At 65.8% G+C, this 15,877-nt stretch carries 16 protein-coding genes and 1 rRNA gene; 4 read left to right on the forward strand and 13 right to left on the reverse strand.

Annotated elements, in window-relative coordinates; all coding sequences use genetic code 11:
- Positions 1-71: 71 nt before the first annotated feature.
- Positions 72-1,739: an amidohydrolase gene (locus tag ACFWHR_RS15250; RefSeq protein ID WP_382449164.1), complete on the reverse strand. Its 1,668-nt coding sequence runs from the start codon at positions 1,737-1,739 to the stop codon at positions 72-74.
- 127 nt (positions 1,740-1,866) lie between these two features.
- Here ACFWHR_RS15250 and ACFWHR_RS15255 point away from each other — a divergent pair, with 127 nt between their 5' ends.
- From ACFWHR_RS15255 to ACFWHR_RS15265, 3 genes are all read left to right on the forward strand, one after another.
- Positions 1,867-2,556: a TetR/AcrR family transcriptional regulator gene (locus ACFWHR_RS15255; protein ID WP_382449165.1), complete on the forward strand. Its 690-nt coding sequence runs from the start codon at positions 1,867-1,869 to the stop codon at positions 2,554-2,556.
- Positions 2,557-3,570: an AEC family transporter gene (locus tag ACFWHR_RS15260; RefSeq protein ID WP_382449166.1), complete on the forward strand. Its 1,014-nt coding sequence runs from the start codon at positions 2,557-2,559 to the stop codon at positions 3,568-3,570.
- 103 nt (positions 3,571-3,673) lie between these two features.
- On the forward strand, positions 3,674-4,249 hold the full coding sequence (locus tag ACFWHR_RS15265) for a nitroreductase family protein (RefSeq protein ID WP_382449167.1): 576 nt from the start codon (positions 3,674-3,676) through the stop codon (positions 4,247-4,249).
- Between the two features lie 33 nt (positions 4,250-4,282).
- Here the strand turns inward: ACFWHR_RS15265 and ACFWHR_RS15270 are convergent, their stop codons facing one another.
- The 10 genes from ACFWHR_RS15270 to ACFWHR_RS15315 form a co-directional block, all read right to left on the reverse strand.
- Positions 4,283-4,705: a hypothetical protein gene (locus ACFWHR_RS15270; protein ID WP_382449168.1), complete on the reverse strand. Its 423-nt coding sequence runs from the start codon at positions 4,703-4,705 to the stop codon at positions 4,283-4,285.
- A 2-nt stretch (positions 4,706-4,707) separates the two neighbouring features.
- A complete protein-coding gene (locus ACFWHR_RS15275; RefSeq protein ID WP_382449169.1) occupies positions 4,708-5,499 on the reverse strand; it encodes a uroporphyrinogen-III synthase in 792 nt (263 codons plus the stop codon).
- A 171-nt stretch (positions 5,500-5,670) separates the two neighbouring features.
- Positions 5,671-5,931, reverse strand: coding sequence for a hypothetical protein (locus tag ACFWHR_RS15280; protein ID WP_382449170.1), 261 nt, complete (start codon positions 5,929-5,931; stop codon positions 5,671-5,673).
- Positions 5,928-6,392 (reverse strand): phage holin family protein, encoded by a 465-nt coding sequence (locus ACFWHR_RS15285; RefSeq protein ID WP_382449171.1) that lies wholly within the window; start codon positions 6,390-6,392, stop codon positions 5,928-5,930. The genes ACFWHR_RS15280 and ACFWHR_RS15285 overlap by 4 nt, the downstream gene beginning before the upstream one ends.
- Complete coding sequence (locus tag ACFWHR_RS15290) at positions 6,389-6,850, reverse strand: YtxH domain-containing protein (protein WP_382449172.1); 462 nt, start codon at positions 6,848-6,850, stop codon at positions 6,389-6,391. Before ACFWHR_RS15290 ends, ACFWHR_RS15285 begins: the two co-directional genes overlap by 4 nt.
- 110 nt (positions 6,851-6,960) lie before the next feature.
- Positions 6,961-8,487, reverse strand: a complete 1,527-nt coding sequence (locus ACFWHR_RS15295) for a hypothetical protein (RefSeq protein ID WP_382449173.1) — start codon at positions 8,485-8,487, stop codon at positions 6,961-6,963.
- The gene (locus ACFWHR_RS15300; protein ID WP_382449174.1) at positions 8,480-9,670 is read right to left on the reverse strand and encodes a CPBP family intramembrane glutamic endopeptidase; all 1,191 of its coding nucleotides are present in this window, start codon (positions 9,668-9,670) and stop codon (positions 8,480-8,482) included. The genes ACFWHR_RS15295 and ACFWHR_RS15300 overlap by 8 nt, the downstream gene beginning before the upstream one ends.
- A 239-nt stretch (positions 9,671-9,909) precedes the next feature.
- The gene (locus tag ACFWHR_RS15305) at positions 9,910-11,295 is read right to left on the reverse strand and encodes a glycine--tRNA ligase (RefSeq protein ID WP_382449175.1); all 1,386 of its coding nucleotides are present in this window, start codon (positions 11,293-11,295) and stop codon (positions 9,910-9,912) included.
- An 88-nt stretch (positions 11,296-11,383) separates the two neighbouring features.
- Positions 11,384-12,325 carry an NAD(P)-dependent oxidoreductase gene (locus tag ACFWHR_RS15310; RefSeq protein ID WP_382449176.1) on the reverse strand — a complete coding sequence of 314 codons (942 nt, stop codon included), beginning with the start codon at positions 12,323-12,325 and terminating at the stop codon, positions 11,384-11,386.
- 10 nt (positions 12,326-12,335) lie between these two features.
- On the reverse strand, positions 12,336-13,832 hold the full coding sequence (locus ACFWHR_RS15315) for an APC family permease (protein ID WP_382449177.1): 1,497 nt from the start codon (positions 13,830-13,832) through the stop codon (positions 12,336-12,338).
- Positions 13,833-14,029: 197 nt separating this feature from the next.
- Between ACFWHR_RS15315 and ACFWHR_RS15320 the strand changes: the two genes are divergently transcribed.
- Complete coding sequence (locus ACFWHR_RS15320) at positions 14,030-14,866, forward strand: endo alpha-1,4 polygalactosaminidase (protein ID WP_382449178.1); 837 nt, start codon at positions 14,030-14,032, stop codon at positions 14,864-14,866.
- Positions 14,867-15,370: 504 nt separating this feature from the next.
- Here the strand turns inward: ACFWHR_RS15320 and ACFWHR_RS15325 are convergent.
- Both ACFWHR_RS15325 and rrf read right to left on the reverse strand, forming a co-directional pair.
- Positions 15,371-15,637, reverse strand: coding sequence for a helix-turn-helix domain-containing protein (locus ACFWHR_RS15325; protein WP_382449179.1), 267 nt, complete (start codon positions 15,635-15,637; stop codon positions 15,371-15,373).
- Positions 15,638-15,791: 154 nt separating this feature from the next.
- Positions 15,792-15,877 (reverse strand): 5S ribosomal RNA (gene rrf / locus ACFWHR_RS15330); the annotation flags it as partial.

Here is a 15,877-nt window from a genome sequence, read left to right on the forward strand (position 1 = left end):
ACTGAGCTTTCTCGGTCGGGCATCACTGCCGCGGTGATAGCGGTCGGCGCTGCGCGCCGGAGAGGGTGGGGTTAGGCCGCGTGGTCTTCGCGCTGGCCGTCGAGATAGGTCGCGAGCACCGGCAGCTGGGCGAGATCGTCGCCGTTCACCTCGGTGGGATCCTCGGCCCATACGGCGAGGTCGGCGATGGCGCCGGGGCGGATAACGCCCAGGTCGTCGTCGCCCTGCGCGAGCGCCGCGCCACGCGTGTAGCCGTGCAACGCTTGCGCCCCGGTGAGCCGTTCGGCCGGCTCGTACACGAAGCCGTCGAGGTCGCCCGGGTGGCGCCGCAGCACCGCCCAGGCGAGACCGACGCGCGCGTCGAGACTCGCAATCGGCCAGTCCGAACCGAGCGCGAGCGGCGCGCCAGCGCGCAACACCGAACCAGCGTTCCAGGCGCGTGCCGCGCGCTCGGGGCCGAGCCGCCTCGCCCACTCGTCACTGCCGTCGGCGATGCGCCACTGCATGTGCGGCAGTTGCATCGAGGCGGTGATGCCGTGAACTGCGAGACGCTCGACGTCGCGCGGGTGCAGCGTCTCGAGGTGCTCGATGCGGTGCACCGCCCGGCCCAGCGCCGCGCACCCGACACTCTCGTAGGCCGTAATCGTCTCGCCGACCGCCCGGTCACCGATGGCGTGCGTGGCAATTTGGAATCCGGCCGCGGTGAACTCGCGCACGGCTTCGGTGAACTCGCGCTGCTCGCCCCAGAAACCGGCGAGACCCTCACCGTCGGCATCCGCCTCGTAGAGCCAGCCCGCGCCGGTATCGATCACGCCGTCGGCGTAGAGCTTGATCACACCACCCCGCCAGCGCGCGCCAGCGCGACCGCGCTGGGCGCGAATCGCGGCCCGTTCCGCCGTCGAATACGTGGGTTTCACGTCCATCGCGCTCACGAGGCGCACGGGCAGGCCCGACCCCGACCCGTCGATCGCCTGGAGCAGATCGAGCGTCGCTGAGTTGCCGTCCATGATCGTGCCGCCGGTGAGCCCAGACCGGCGCATACCGGCGAGCGTGCGGCGGGCTGCGTCGAGCAGCGCCGCAGGGTCAAGCTCTGGCATCCGGGCGAGCACCGGCTGATACGCGCTGTCTTCGCGCAGCTCACCCGTCGGGCGGCCCGTCGCATCGACCACGATCTCGGAGCTGTCGTCAAAGTCGCGCGCGCCAGAGATCCCCGCGATGCGCAGCGCTTCAGTCGAGGCGAGCGCCGTGTGAAAGTCGAAGCAGAACAGCAGTGCGGGCACCCCGCGCAGTGCATCGTCAATCAGCTCGGCGCGCAGCGGCTCTCCGGCAAACACCGCGTAGTCGAGATTCCAGCCGCGCACCCATCCAGACGCGCTGCCGTGTGCGGCACCTGACGCGCTGCCTCCCGCGGTGCCGTTGCGCACCCGCGCGGCCTCGGCGGCGAGCGCGTCGCGCAGGCCCGCGAGATCGGATATGCCGCCGAGATCGATGCCCTGGGTGAGGTCTGCTCCCTGAATCGGATGCATGTGCGCGTCGATCAGGCCGGGGGTGATTGTGGCACCGTGCGCGGGGTGAATCGCGGTCGTGCGACCCGCGAACGCCTCGCGGATCGAGGCCGAATCTCCGATGCCGAGGATCCGCCCGCCGCCGATCGCGAGCGCCCTCGGCGCTGGGTCGGCGTCACCGGAGAGGAGGGTGCGAATCCGCGCCCCATCTATGATGAAATCAGCTGCCGTCATCGGTGCGATCCACTCTGCTCGAGACCGTGCGCTCGCTCCGAAGGCAGTTTCGCCGCCGTGCGAGTCGCAGAACGACATTAATTTACGCCTATTCAATTAAACCCGCAAGCCACACGGAAGGAGCGGCGTGAGCCCGACCCCCGACGCCAAGCGCCCAGCGGGGCGACCGCGGAGCGCACTGCTCTCACGCGACCGCATTCTTCAGGCGGCGTTCGCGCTCTCAGATGAGCAGGGCGGCGAATTCACGCTCGCCGCCGTCGCCCGGTCACTCGGGGTTCGGCCCCAGGCACTGCACTACTACTTTCCGAGCCGCGAAGCGCTCGTAGCCGCCATGCGCGGGCAACTCACGCTCCGCATCGGCGACCACGGCTTTATCGATCGGCCGTGGTTTGAGGCCGTGCACGGTTGGGCGTTTGCCTACCGCGAGACCCTCGGGCGTCACTCGGGTCTGATCGCCGCGCTCGCGACCCTGCCGGTTGCCGGCGAACCCGAATCGATTGCCGACTACGAGCGCATTGCGGCATCGTTCGCGCGCGACGGGTACCCCGAACACCTGATCCTGCCCGCGATCGTCGCGCTTGAGTCGTTCATCATCGGTTCTGCCCTCGACGCCCTCGCGCCCGCCGACAATCTGCGCCCCCACGGTGGCGCGGCGCAGGCCCCCGTGCTCGCCGCGGCCGAGCAGTCCGCGAGCCGCGCGGCCGCCGCAGCCGAAAGTTCCGTGATCGATCTCACCTTCACGTTCGGGCTGCGCGCACTCGTCGCCGGCATTCGCGAGGCGGGGGCTGTCACCACCTCGGGCAGCGAGGCGCACTGAATGTACGGGGTGCTGCAGGGGTTCGCGCTCATTCTGGGGATCATCGGGGCCGGCTACCTGACCGCACGCTTTGGCGTCGTGCAGGGCGATCAGCGCCGCGTGCTCAACAACGTCGCCTTTTTCGTCGCAACCCCCGCGCTGCTCTTCACCGTGCTGCGGCAGAGCGACCCGAGCATCATGCTCTCCCCCGTCATTCTGATCACGAGCCTCGCCGCGATCATCGTTGCTACCGTCTTCGTTGTCGCCTCACGCCTGTGGTTCAAGCGGGATCGGGCAGCAACGACGCTCGGCGCAGCGTGCTCGGGCTACGTCAACGCGAACAACCTCGGACTTCCTGTCGCCGTGTACATCTTGGGCGATGCGGCGTACGTGGCGCCCCTCATTCTGGTGCAGCTCATCTTTTTCGCGCCGACCATCCTGTCGATGCTCGAAACGACGCGGACGGGCCGTCTCGTCGACGGTCCGCCCCCGGAGCAAGCCGGGCGGGCAGAGCAAGCCGAGCGGGCCGGGCAGGCGGGGCAGGACGGCGCGTCGGGCGGCGCGCTTCGCGGCGGTCTGAGCGCGCTCGGCCGCGCGGCCTCGAACCCGATCATCATCGCGTCGGTGCTCGGCCTCGTGGTCGCGCTCGTGGGTATTCCCATCCCCTCGCTGCTCTCGGCCCCGCTCGAAATGCTCGGCGACGCGGCCATACCAATGGTGCTCCTCAGCTTCGGAATCTCGTTGCGCGGTCAGCGAGCACTGCAGCGTGGCACTGGGCGCAGCGCCGTCTTCACCGCGACAGCCCTCAAGCTGCTATTGATGCCGGCCGTCGCCTGGGGCCTCGCAACCGCCTTCGGCCTCGGCCCCCACGAGGTGTTCGTCGCAACGATCATCGCCGCACTGCCCACCGCGCAAAACGTCTACAACTACGCGGCGACCTATCGTCGCGCCGAAACGATGGTGCGCGACACCGTGTTTCTCACGACGTTCGCGTCGCTGCCCATCATCGCCGGGATCGCCTGGTGGCTCGGCTAAGCTGAGCGCCTCATGGCAACGTCAGCCGCCGCGGGAATAGCGAACGCACCGCGTTGGTTGGGTGTATTCGGAAACACACCCGCACGTCAAAAGGAGCCACCACGTGAGCCCGCGCACCGCAACTACCAGCGCCCCCATCCTCGACACTCTCACCGAGCGCTGGAGCCCCCGCGCGTTCGACACGACGCACGCGTTCCCCGAGGGCGCACTGCGCGGGCTGCTTGAGGCCGCACGCTGGGCGCCGAGCGCAAACAACACGCAGCCGTGGCGGTTCATCATCGCGCGCCGCGGCAGTGAAACCTTCGACCGGATCACCGAGACCTTCATGGGCTTCAACCGCACCTGGGCCGTCAACGCCGGCGCGCTCATCGTGAACGTGGCCGAGACGACCGACGCCGCTGGCAACGCCCTTCCCTGGGCCGAGTACGATCTCGGGCAGGCTGTCGCGCACCTGAGCGTGCAGGCGACCGCAGAGGGCCTCCACCTGCACCAGCTCGGTGGCTTCGACCGCGAAGCCATTCGCACTGCGTTCAACCTTGAGGATCGCCTACTGCCCGTCTCAATCAGCGCTATCGGCAAGCTCGGCGACGCCGACTCCCTCCCCGAGGCACTGCGCGAGCGCGAGATCGCTCCGCGCACGCGCCTCGAAATCGACGAGCTCGTGCTCGTTCGCGGCTAAATCACACGTAGTGCCGTCGGCACTGACGCCTGTTCAGGCTTCGGTGTCGACGGCGATGGGCCCGCCATCAAGGCGCAGGGCCTGAATCAGATCGCCCGCGTGCACCGTCGACACGATCACGCGTGAGAACTGGTCGAATTCACCGTGCCAGCCGTGATCTTCGTCGTCTGCGTGTTCGGGTGTCTCGAAATCGATGACCACGGCGTCACGGCCACGGCGCGCGAGCACAAAGTCGCGCCCGGTAAACGTACGCCAGGTGCCTGCAGCAAGTGTGCCCGGCAGTGCTGCCCCGGGGGCGCGCACGCCGCGCACCCAGATCCACGGGTCGTTCGTGACGATCGCGGATGAGATCGCGGAGCGGTCGAGCACGATGTCGCGGCGTCGCATGGACGCGAACTTTTCCGCAGCCGTGAGTTTGATCACGACGCGATCCGGGTGCACTTCGACTCTCGCCATGATCAGTCCAACATGTCGCTCTGGTCGATGACCGACTCGACGGTCTCAATGAGTGCGCGCTTGCGGGCGTACTCGGGATGACTCGGGTCGTCAGCATCAGCGGGAAGGCCGAGCTCAGCGGCCGCCTCAAGCGTGTTCACGCCGACGCAGGCGACGATCGTGTCGACGGGAATATCGGGGAACTGCGCCGCGACCTCCTCCGCGATCTTCGCGGAAGCGACGAGCAACGCATTAATGCGGCCCGACTCGATATCTTCGCGGATGTGCACCGACGCCGGTACGCCGACCGTTCGAAAGGCGAGCACCTGCGTGACATCGTGACCACGCTCCATGAGCCCCTCTGTGAGCACCGGGATCGCCACGTCCGATCGCAGGGTCAATACCTTCAGCACCGCGTCGGTGTCGATTTCGCTCCACTCATCGAGCAGTGCATGAGTGCTGTTTTCCTGGCTCGGTGTGCGAGTGATCGGATAGCCAGCATCAGTGAACGCGACCGCTGTAGCCTCGCCGACGATGGCGACGCTCGTGTGGGGGTGAATCACCGCATTGTGGTGCTTGAGTACGTCGGCAACCGTCGAGCTCGTCGCGGTCAACCAGTCGAACTTGCCAGCCTCAAGGGCCGCGAGTGCATCGACGAGCTTGTCTTCTTCGCTCGTGTGCGCGAAGTCAACGAGCGGAGCAATCACCGTGTGCGCTCCGCGCTCGCGGAGCGCCTTGGAGACCAGATCGCCCCAGGTTCCGCCCCGAGGAACGAGCACCCGAAGACCACTGAGCGGCTTCGCCTCAGCAGACATACACCCCACTCACTCGACACAAAAAATTGTGGTCGCTACCCGCAGCGCGAAACTGCGGCCCCGACCCTTGACGGAAATGCGTTGACCCTATTCTTACCCTGCCGCCGCGCCGAAGCAAAACGACGGCGGTCTCTGGGGTGAACGACACCGAACTGTGACCTGCCAAATGGCTTAGCGGAACCGCTGCGAAACGCTCGCCGCAATGCCCCACACCGTCAGCCCAACGAGAGTTGCCGCACCGGCGACCCCAGCCGCAAACCGCAGCGGATTCGTGCGCTTCTCCTGTGCGATGCGCAACTTCGCCTCGTCGAGCGCGTCGTCGACGCGCTGGGCGTAGTTCAGGCGCACCTTCAGCTGCGAGAGCGTGTCATAGAGTTCCGCGCGAGCCAGGGCCGCGTCGGCGATCCCCTGTCGCTTTTCTTCGTGGCTCATCGCCAGTTCCCTTCCTCTCCGACGCGCGGCATCCCAGGGCTGGAATGACGGGGCGTCGGGGGTTCCGCGTTCACACGCACTTCGCTCAGAGCCGAGATATCGTCGCCGACCCGGTGCAGCGTCTCTTCAGGCACGGGGTTGCCGCGCTTGATCAGAGTGATGCCGCCCAGGATCGCCAACGCTGCGAGCACCAGCAGGCCTGCCGCCACCACAAGTGCCGCCAGCCACCACGGCCACACGAGCGACAGCGCAGCAATCGCTGCAATCACGAGCGCTTCAAGCATGAAGAACAAGAAAAAGAGCGCGACGACGATGGCGCCTGCGCCAATGCCCGCCTTCTTCGCCTTCGAGACAATCTCACGCTTCGCGTTCGTGTACTCGATCTTCGCGAGACCAACGATCTGCTGCGGAAGGCGGGTCAGCAGCTCAACGGTGCCGGCCTCGTCTTTCTTTCGACTCATGCCCCTGCTCCATCGGCCGCGGTGTCAGCCTTCGCGTCTGCCTCTGTCCCTGCCCCCGGCTTCGCCGCTTCGCCCGACTTGGGCTTCGCGGTCGGCTTGGGCGCCGCCGGCGGCGTCGATGTTGACACCGGCTTCGGTGCTGCCTTCGGCGCAGCGTTCGGGGACTGTGGCGCGGTGTTCGCCGACGCAGTGCGAGCATTCGACGACGAAGTCGAGCGATCTTGCCCGCCAACCATCGAGGCGAACGCGTTCTTGCCAGCCTGCAGAGCCGAATCTTTCAGGTTTTCGACGGTGCCGCGCGTCGCGTCACGCACGACTCCGACGCCGCGCTGCACGGGAGCGGTGTTCCACAGCTGATCAGCGCCGCGCTTGATCTGCTCGTAGCGCTCACGACCAGCGCGTGAGCCGAGTACGTAGCCGACTGCCGCGCCGAGAACGAATGCGATCTTGCCCTTCATGATGCCTCCAGTTCGTGGCGTTTGGTGGTCCTCGCCCAGCCTACTCCCGCGCCGGGTACGGCGCATACGCCTTCGGTTATATAGCGCTTAACCGGCCATAGTCACAGGCTCTACTCGGCGATTCCCGTGAGGCGCCGGCGCAGCTGCACCGCCACCGCGCGAGCGTCGAGCACTGCTGCGGCGAGGTCTCCACTATGGCTCTCGGGCCCCACCTCCACGCAAGAGGATTCCGCTTCGCGGGCCAAGGTGATATGCGCGAGCGCCCGGTCGCGCACGCTGATCGACGTGAACGGCGCGGGCACGAGCCTCAGTTGCAGCTCGGCGCCCGGCGTTCGCTCGGACCGCGCAGCAGCGAGTAACCCGCTGATCAGCGCGTCAATTTCTCTCCGCGCGTCGCGGCTGGGCTCCCCGATAGCACCGAGCGCCGTGGCAGCGGCGGCGGCGTCCGACGAGTCGGCGACGTTGCTGACGCCGACCGAGGGGCCCGACAGCCTGAGCTGCCAGGACGAATTGCTCGGAGCACCCTGTTCGGAACGCTCATCAACTTCTTCGCGCGTGCTCCCCGGCCGGTTCCGTTCCTCAACCCAGCGCGCGCTCCATCGCTCACCGCTTGGCGCGACGACTGCTTCGAGCGCGGCTTGGGCGTGTCGATCGGCCTCGCGGGTCGTTGCGAAGTCGGGAGCGGTGACATCGAGCTCCGCAATCCAGCGCACTTCTCGCTGCGGTGCTTCTGTGCGGGGGAACCCTGGCAGCTCACGCGACCGTACGTTGACGATCACTGCACGTGCGCTCACCTCTGCCCCGGCTTCCTCGACGATCCAGCCGTCGTCATCTCCATCACCGTCAGCGCTTGAAACGCCCGGTGTGGTCGGTCCGCTCGATAATCTCGCCCGCCGCATGCCCGTGGCGGCGCCGTCGGCAAATTCGACGCCGAAGTACGCGAGCCGCTCAATGAGCGCATCGCGCAGACCAGACCAGCCGCCGGCGGGCCGCACCCGGGTTTCACGTGCAACATGGCGCTTTGAGTAGCTGAGCGCAGCGCCGCAGAGCGATCCGGCTGTCGTCACGTCTTCGTTGAGACCTGGAGCCGCGATCGCGACGTCAACGTCTGCTGCCGCCACGCCAAACTTCTCGCTGACAAACGGCTCGACCAGCCGATCCAGCGCACCGGCCCCGATTCGGGATCGCACGAGCTTTCCCAGCGTCCGCGTCTTTCCGATCGTGAGCACGGGCCCCACGCGATCAAGAAAGGCGCGAGTAGCGGCGCCCGAACCGAGAATTGCCAGGCTCGCCTCCGACAGTGGCACCGCGGGAATGCCAAACACTGACGGCTCTGGCTGCATCGCCCAGCCGCCGCGCGCGCCGCGCAGCAGCACAGGCTCCGGGGGTTCGACGATCGGCGACGCCGCAGACAGGGCGGCACCACCGGGCGAGAGTGGCGCGGCCACATGGTCGAGAAAAGAGCGGAGGGTGCCATCAGCGTCGGTCACGTCATATGGCGCAAACCCGGCGATCGCTTCGTCGCCCGCGGCGGCCACGCTCGCGTGTCCGACGCGCACTCGCAGGCCGACCTCGGCAAACTCAAGGGCGGCGGCAAGTTCGGCTGGCCCCCGGCCGATCACGTACACATCAACCATGCTGCTGCGGGCCGTTCTGCGATCCCTCTTCAGGGCTGTGCGGCGCAGCCGGAGCCTGGGAGGGTGCGAGCCCCGCCCCTGGCAGTGGCGCAACCTCGACCGGCACTTGCACGAGGTCAATGCGCGTGCGGCCGTAGCCGCGCTTGCGGAACACCCGCAGTACCAGCCAGATGAACACCGCATAGCCCACGAGGGCGCCGATGAACGAACCCGCACCGCCAGTGCTTTCGACCTGCGCGGTTTCCCCGCCGACGTTGAAGGTCATGAAACCGAACGCGATCAGGTTGTTCACGATGTGAATTGCAATCGCCGCCTCGAGCCCGCCTGTGCGCCAGGTCAGCCACGCCGCGACAATGCCGAGCATGCCGACCGATAGGAGACCCCAGATGTCATAGATATGGGCGAGCGCGAAACCGACCGAAGGAATGATGATCCCGAACCACGGGCTCTTCAACCACGATCCGAGTACCTGCATAAAGAGGCCTCGGAACACAACTTCTTCGGCGGTCGCCTGCAGCGGCACGAGCAACACGATGAAGATCAGCGAGGTCCAGGCAGCGGTCCAGTTGAAGTCAGAGGTGGATGCCTCCGTCGCCTGCTCATTCAACGATGCTGGATCAAACGCGATTTCCAGCGCGATACCCGCCAGGTTCATCACGATCACGGCGAGCAGAGCGACAAGCGACATCCTGCCGAGCATCCCCCACCGCAGGCGCCCCGCGACCGACCAGATACGGCCGAGTGGGCGCATGCCGAGCGTGAGCATGGCGAGAATCACCGACGGAATCATGATGATGATCGACACGAGACTCAGCAGTACCGAAATCGGTTGCTGCGTGTCGAGGGTGTCGCCCTGACCCGATGCGATGCCGTTGAGGTACTCGGGGTCGCTCATGAGCGCAGGAATGAAGGCGACGGCCACAATAATCGTGAAGACGCCGAAGTAGACGCCCGACAGCAGGAGCAGAACGAGCGGCTTCCACCACCGATAGTTTGCGACGCCCCGAAGTAGTCGGTGATACTCGAGCGGCTCGGTCTCGACAGTCTGTAGTTCAACCGGCGGCCGCACCCACCCCCAGTTTTCAGACACGCCGGGCGCGCCCGGTGCGACAGGTGCAGGCTGGGCCGCTGCCTGCGGGTAGTGCTCGGGCTGCTCGGGCTGCTCAGATCCGGGGCTCGTCATGACACCCATCTTCTCATCACTGACTCAGTGCCCGCCCCGCGCCCCTCGCGCCCGCTGGCCCGCCGAGTCCTGCGGAGCCCTCAAAAACTGTCGAGCCCCTCCCCAAACGCCGAACCCCTCCCCGAAACACGTGATTCGGAGAGGGGTTCGGCGGCGAGCAAGGGGCTCGGCAGCGCCAGCGCCAGCGACGCAGCGCAAGCCGGTCCGGCCGGCAGCGCCAGCGCCAGCGGCGCAGCGCGTTAGGCGCCGCGCAGGCGCTCAGCCAGGTACGCGTGCAGCTCGGCGCGGGGCACCCGCGTCTGAGCCATCGTGTCGCGCTCGCGCACGGTCACTGCGTCATCGTCGAGCGAGTCGAAGTCCACCGTGACACAGAACGGGGTGCCGATCTCGTCCTGGCGACGGTAGCGGCGGCCAATCGCACCCGAATCGTCGAAGTCGACGTTCCAGTCGTCACGCAGATCCTGGGCGATCTCGCGCGCAAGCGGCGACAGCGTTTCGTTACGGCTGAGCGGCAGCACGGCTGCCTTGATCGGCGCGAGACGCGGGTCCAGTGCGAGCAGCGTGCGCTTGTCGGTGCCACCCTTTGCGTTCGGCACTTCCTCTTCGCGGTAGGCGTCGACCAAGAAGGCCATCAGCGAACGGGTGAGACCTGCCGCCGGCTCGATCACGTAGGGCGTGTAGCGCTCATTCTTCGTCTGGTCGAAGAAGTTGAGATCTTTGCCCGAGTGCTTCGAGTGCGTCGAGAGGTCAAAATCTGTGCGGTTGGCAACGCCCTCGAGCTCGCCCCACTCGCCGCCGGTGAATCCGAAGCGGTACTCGATATCTGCGGTGCGCTTCGAGTAGTGCGACAGCTTTTCTTTCGGGTGCTCGAAGAAACGCAGGTTGTCAGGCGAGATGCCGAGGCCGACGTACCACGCCATGCGCTCGTTCATCCAGTATTCCTGCCACTCCTCATCGGTACCGGGCTCGACGAAGAACTCCATCTCCATCTGTTCGAACTCGCGAGTGCGGAAGATGAAGTTACCCGGCGTGATCTCGTTGCGGAAGCTCTTGCCGATCTGACCGATGCCGAACGGGGGCTTCATGCGCGCGGCTTGCAGCACATTCGCGAAGTTCACGAAGATGCCCTGGGCGGTCTCGGGGCGCAGGTAGTGCATGCCGGCCTCGTCGTCGACGGGGCCGAGGTAGGTCTTCAGCAGGCCCGAGAACGCGCGCGGCTCGGTCCACTGGCCGCGGGTGCCACAGTTCGCGCAAACGATCTCGGCGAGGCCATCCTTGGGGGCGCGGCCCTTCTTCTCTTCGAAAGCCTCAATGAGGTGGTCTTCGCGGTAGCGCTTGTGGCAGCTCAGGCACTCGATCAGCGGGTCGCTGAAAACCTCAACGTGTCCGGACGCTTCCCACACCTGCTTCGGGAGAATCACGCTCGAGTCGATGCCGACGACGTCATCACGCTTCTGCACCATGGACTTCCACCACTGGCGCTTGATGTTCTCTTTCAGCGCGGTGCCGAGGGGGCCGTAATCCCACGCGGAGCGCGATCCGCCGTAAATCTCACCCGCCTGGAAGACGAAGCCGCGGTGGCGGGCGAGGGCGATGACCTTATCGAGGCGGGACTGCTCAGCCATATTCTGTATCACTCCAAGGTGCAAGCGGGGATCTTGGCGCCGCCGCGCTCGGGGCGCGACGGCATAGGTGGCCCAGTCTACCGGCGGCTCAGCTCCACGCGCCCAGCACGAGATTCTCGGGCGCCTCCCCGTGTTGCAGGTGCGCAATCTGACGCAGGATCAACGCCGACATTCTCGGCAGCATCGCACTCGAATCGCCGCCCACGTGCGGGGTGATGAGCGTGTTCGGCGCACTCCACAATGGGTGCCCGGCTGGCAGCGGCTCGGGGTCTGTGACGTCGAGCGCCGCGCGCAACCGGCCGGCCTGCAACTCCGCGACGAGCGCGTCGGTATCTACGACCGGGCCGCGCGCGACATTGACGATCAGCGCGCCGTCGGGCAGCGCAGCGAGTGCCGCGGCATCGATGAGGCCGCGTGTCTCGTCGGTGAGCGGCACGGCAAGCATCACGATCTCGGCCGCCGAGAGGCTCTCGTGCAGTGCGTCAAAACCCCGCACCTGCACGGTCTCGCCCGCCAAGTTCTGCTGTTCGCGTGCGCTCCGCGCGATCCGCGTGATCTCTACCTCGAATCCCGCGAGCCGGGCTTCGATTGCCTGCGCTACCCCGCCGTACCCGACGAGCAGCACCCGCCGGTCAGCGAGGCTCGGCAGCGATCGCAGCTGCCAGTGCTCGGCGTCGCAATCGCGCACGAACTGCGGGATCCCGCGCTGCGCCGCGAGCGTCAATGCGAGCGCGAGTTCAGCCGTTGATCCCTCGTGCACCGTGGCTGCGTTTGCGAGCGGTGTGCCCTCAGGGAGGTGCTTTGCGACACCGTTGTACCCGATCGATTGCCACTGCACCAGCCGAGTGGCGACGCCTGACAGACTCGAAAGCTGCCGCGCGCCACCCCAGTACGGCGGCACGACGATGTCGAAGTGCTGTCGAGGTGCCGGTCCGTCGAGATCCCACTCGACGAACTCGACACCGTCGACGTCGCCCACCGCCCCTCGCAAACCAGAATCGCTGGGCAAGGACACGACGAGGTCAGACATGGCTGCGAGTCTAGCGGCCGGTGCGGCGGCGGATCTCGTCAGCGACCTCCTTCGCATCGCCCGATGGAGCGTTTGACTTGGCGTCCGGCCGCGCTGCGAACAGGTACACGAGACCGGAAACGAGCACGACGGCGAGGCCGATCAGTACGACGTAGTCCGTGAAGAAGGCGCCCGACGAACCCGGCGTCGCGAGCAAGATCATCGCGAACACGCCATACGCCAGCGCCAACACATTCACAACGATTCCTGCGCCGCCCAGACTGAACGGGCCGGCGGGCTTCCACCCGCGCAGTCGCTGCCTGAGGCTCGCGAGTACCACCATCTGGAACGACAGATAGATTCCCAAGATGGCGAACGATGTGACCGCGATCAGGATCCCGTCGTTCAAGAAGATCAGCACGCAAATCAGCGCGGGCACGGTGCAGGCCACGATCAGGGCATTGGTCGGAACCTTATTACGCTCAGAAACCTTCGACAGCCATACGTGCCCCGGCAGCATTCCGTCGCGAGCGAACGAGTAGAGCAGACGACTTGCGGCGGCCTGCAAACTGAGTACGCACGAGATGAAAGCCAGGATCGCGACCACCAGGAAGATCTTCGCGCCGACCGTGCCGAGTGTTGCCTCAAGGATCTCGGGGATCGGGTCCCCCACCTCACCGGCGACGATCTGCTCGAGGTTCGGGGCGGCGAGCACGTAGCCGCCAAACGAGAAGAGCGCTGACACGGCGCCGATCAGAATGGTCATGATCATGGCCCGGGGAATGCGCCGCGCCGGGTCTGCGACCTCCTCGGCAACATCGCCGCACGCCTCAAAGCCGTAAAAGAGAAACAGGCCCGCGAGCGCCGACGCGATGAACACGGGCACATACGATCCGTCGCCGGCTGTCCCCATGCTGTCGAAGAACACCGAGAAGTCGTGCTTACGTTCGAAGATGAGCAGATAGAGCCCGACCCCGATGACTCCGATGAGCTCGGCGAACAGGCCGATACGCGCGATGCGCGCCAACCACTTGGTGCCCGTGAAGTTGATGACGAGTGCCAGTACGAGCAGCGCGAGCGCTGTGATCAACGTCGAGGCGGGGGTCAGCTCCACGCCGAAAAGCGCCGTTGTGAAGCCGGCCCCGAACTCGGCGACCGAGGTGATCGTCACGATCATGGCCCAGATGTACACCCAGGCGGCCATCCACGCGTATCGCCGCCCCCACAAGCGTCGGGCCCAGGGATATATCCCGCCGTGGATCGGGTACTGCGACACCACTTCGCCAAAGACCAGCGACACCAGCAGCTGACCCCCGGCCACGATCACGATCCACCAGGTCGATGGTGGGCCTCCGGTCGACAGCGCGACCGCGAACAGTGAATAGACGCCGACGAGCGGCGAGAGATAGGTGAATCCAAGGGCGAAGTTCGCCCACAGGCTCATCGAACGATCAAACTTTCCCTCGTAGCCGAGAACGGCGAGGTGCTCGTCGTCGGCCAGGCGCCCGTTCGTGGGACGTGTGGTCATGGTGCGTTCCTTTCGGATCTTCGTCGATCCAGACCGGCTGAATACCGTCTTCGAGCCGAGCATAGTGCCGTGGATATGTCTCTCACTGCCCCGTGGTGCCGCGAACACGGGACAACTAGCATCGATACCAAACCCTGCATGCCAGTGGGGGTAGGAGTCGACTTTGGGGGCGCGTGGTGGCGCGGGGCGTGTTGCGGGTGAGTGAGATAGTCATCGCGAGTTTCGCGGTGGTTGCGATCGGGATCGGCTTTTCGGGCTGCGGTGTTTCCGCAGAGCCCGCCTCGAACATCTCGCTCCCGCCCGTGGGCGGCACACCGGACTATCAACTGGGCGGAGCATACTCCCCCGACGCGTCCGTCGACATCGTCGCACGGGACCGGAAGGCAGACCCGGATCAGTCGCGCTATTCGATTTGCTACGTGAACGGGTTTCAAACGCAACCCGGCGAAGCTGACATCTGGCCCGCAGACACACTGCTTCACGACGCGGGAGGCGTCGTGATTGATCCCGACTGGCCTGATGAAGTACTGCTCGACACGTCATCACGGGAATCGCGTGAGCGCATCCTCACAACCGTCGCGCCATGGATTGTCGCGTGCGCCGAAGCGGGATTCGAGGCGGTCGAGTTCGACAACCTCGACACCTACACCCGCAGCGACGGTGCGCTCTCACGCGATGACAATCTTGCCCTCGCCACCGCCTACGTTGACACCGCTCACGACGCAGGGCTCGCCGCGGCTCAGAAGAACGCTGCGGAAGACGCGGCCGTACTGCACGACCGCGCAGGCTTCGACTTCGCAGTCACCGAAGAGTGCGCGGCCTTTCGCGAGTGCGACTCCTACACGGGTGTGTACGGCGATCACGTCATCGACATCGAGTACAGCGACGCACTCCCGAGGAGTTTCGGAGTCGTATGCAGCGACCCTGAGACACCGTCCTCCGTCGTTCTCCGCGATCGGAATCTCACCCTCCCAGCTGAGACAGAGTACGTCTTTGAGACGTGCGCGCACCCCAATCGCACCCCCAACGCGTGAGTGTCGGAGGCGTACGGCAGAATAGTCCATGTAGACCATGCGTCACACGGGCCCGTCAACGGATTTGACGGGAATTGCGGGGACAACCGACGCGCGAACGAGAGGACTTCCCGTGCCACGCCACACCGCCCCCGACTTTCAGCCGTACGTCATTGCACTTCTCGATCCCCATGACCCCAGTGGTTCCACTGTTCTGTACGGGGATGACCCCGAAATCTGGGACTGGCTATTCGAGCCCGTTCCCTTTACGCCGACTCATGAATTCCGGGAAGTTCCAATTCCTGGAACAACCCTGACTGCACACGTTACAAGGTGGGCACCGATCAACGACAAGGCCCAGCATCTCGCACGGCTCCCGGGCAGGCACGCACCGCACCCCAGACTCATCGAACTCGAGCTCGGCAGCACCGACTCTCTAGACTTTCACGCGGCGTATAGCCGGCTGATCCGAGCAATCCCCGTGGGGCGCTCCTTCGAGGGCGACTGGTAACGCGCGCTGGCGCGCTATGACGTGGCAGACGCAGCGCGTGCCGCCACGCCCATTTCGACCGTGACCAACGTGAACAGTTCAGAGACCGGCACGTTGAGTGCGCCCGCAACTCGAACCAGCACATCAAGCGTTGGGTTACGCCGCCCACTCTCAATACCACTCACGTAGGTGCGGTCGAGTCCGGCGTGCAGAGCGAACGCCTCCTGCGAAGTCCAGCCGCCTTCGGCGCGCAATTCGCGTAGACGTCTGCCAAAGGCTTGCCGGTGCACTGGAGTTTCCACTCAACAACTCTCCAACGATGGGGACTATGAGTCGACCGACTATCAGTCACACCCATGTTACATGCGTACGCATATGTGCGGGTAAAAAGGTAGAGGCCCGTGTTTCGGGAACCACCATCATGGTGATCCCGAAACACGGGCCTCGGTAAAAGGTGTCCGGCGGTGTCCTACTCTCCCACAAGGTCCCCCTTGCAGTACCATCGGCGCAATCAGTCTTAGCTTCCGGGTTCGGAATGTGAC

This window comes from Leucobacter sp. NPDC058333, assembly GCF_042726155.1.
Lineage (GTDB): Bacteria > Actinomycetota > Actinomycetes > Actinomycetales > Microbacteriaceae > Leucobacter.

Bases quoted from the DNA above. Each gene is read 5' to 3' on its own strand.
- ACFWHR_RS15305 (WP_382449175.1), bottom strand. From the start codon at position 11,295: ATGGCTGAGCAGTCCCGCCTCGATAAGGTCATCGCCCTCGCCCGCCAC.
- ACFWHR_RS15280 (WP_382449170.1), bottom strand. From the start codon at position 5,931: ATGAGCCACGAAGAAAAGCGACAGGGGATCGCCGACGCGGCCCTGGCT.
- ACFWHR_RS15270 (WP_382449168.1), bottom strand. From the start codon at position 4,705: ATGGCGAGAGTCGAAGTGCACCCGGATCGCGTCGTGATCAAACTCACG.
- ACFWHR_RS15260 (WP_382449166.1), top strand. From the start codon at position 2,557: ATGTACGGGGTGCTGCAGGGGTTCGCGCTCATTCTGGGGATCATCGGG.
- ACFWHR_RS15290 (WP_382449172.1), bottom strand. From the start codon at position 6,850: ATGAAGGGCAAGATCGCATTCGTTCTCGGCGCGGCAGTCGGCTACGTA.
- ACFWHR_RS15315 (WP_382449177.1), bottom strand. From the start codon at position 13,832: ATGACCACACGTCCCACGAACGGGCGCCTGGCCGACGACGAGCACCTC.
- ACFWHR_RS15250 (WP_382449164.1), bottom strand. From the start codon at position 1,739: ATGACGGCAGCTGATTTCATCATAGATGGGGCGCGGATTCGCACCCTC.
- ACFWHR_RS15285 (WP_382449171.1), bottom strand. From the start codon at position 6,392: ATGAGTCGAAAGAAAGACGAGGCCGGCACCGTTGAGCTGCTGACCCGC.
- ACFWHR_RS15295 (WP_382449173.1), bottom strand. From the start codon at position 8,487: ATGGTTGATGTGTACGTGATCGGCCGGGGGCCAGCCGAACTTGCCGCC.
- ACFWHR_RS15275 (WP_382449169.1), bottom strand. From the start codon at position 5,499: ATGTCTGCTGAGGCGAAGCCGCTCAGTGGTCTTCGGGTGCTCGTTCCT.
- ACFWHR_RS15310 (WP_382449176.1), bottom strand. From the start codon at position 12,325: ATGTCTGACCTCGTCGTGTCCTTGCCCAGCGATTCTGGTTTGCGAGGG.
- ACFWHR_RS15300 (WP_382449174.1), bottom strand. From the start codon at position 9,670: ATGACGAGCCCCGGATCTGAGCAGCCCGAGCAGCCCGAGCACTACCCG.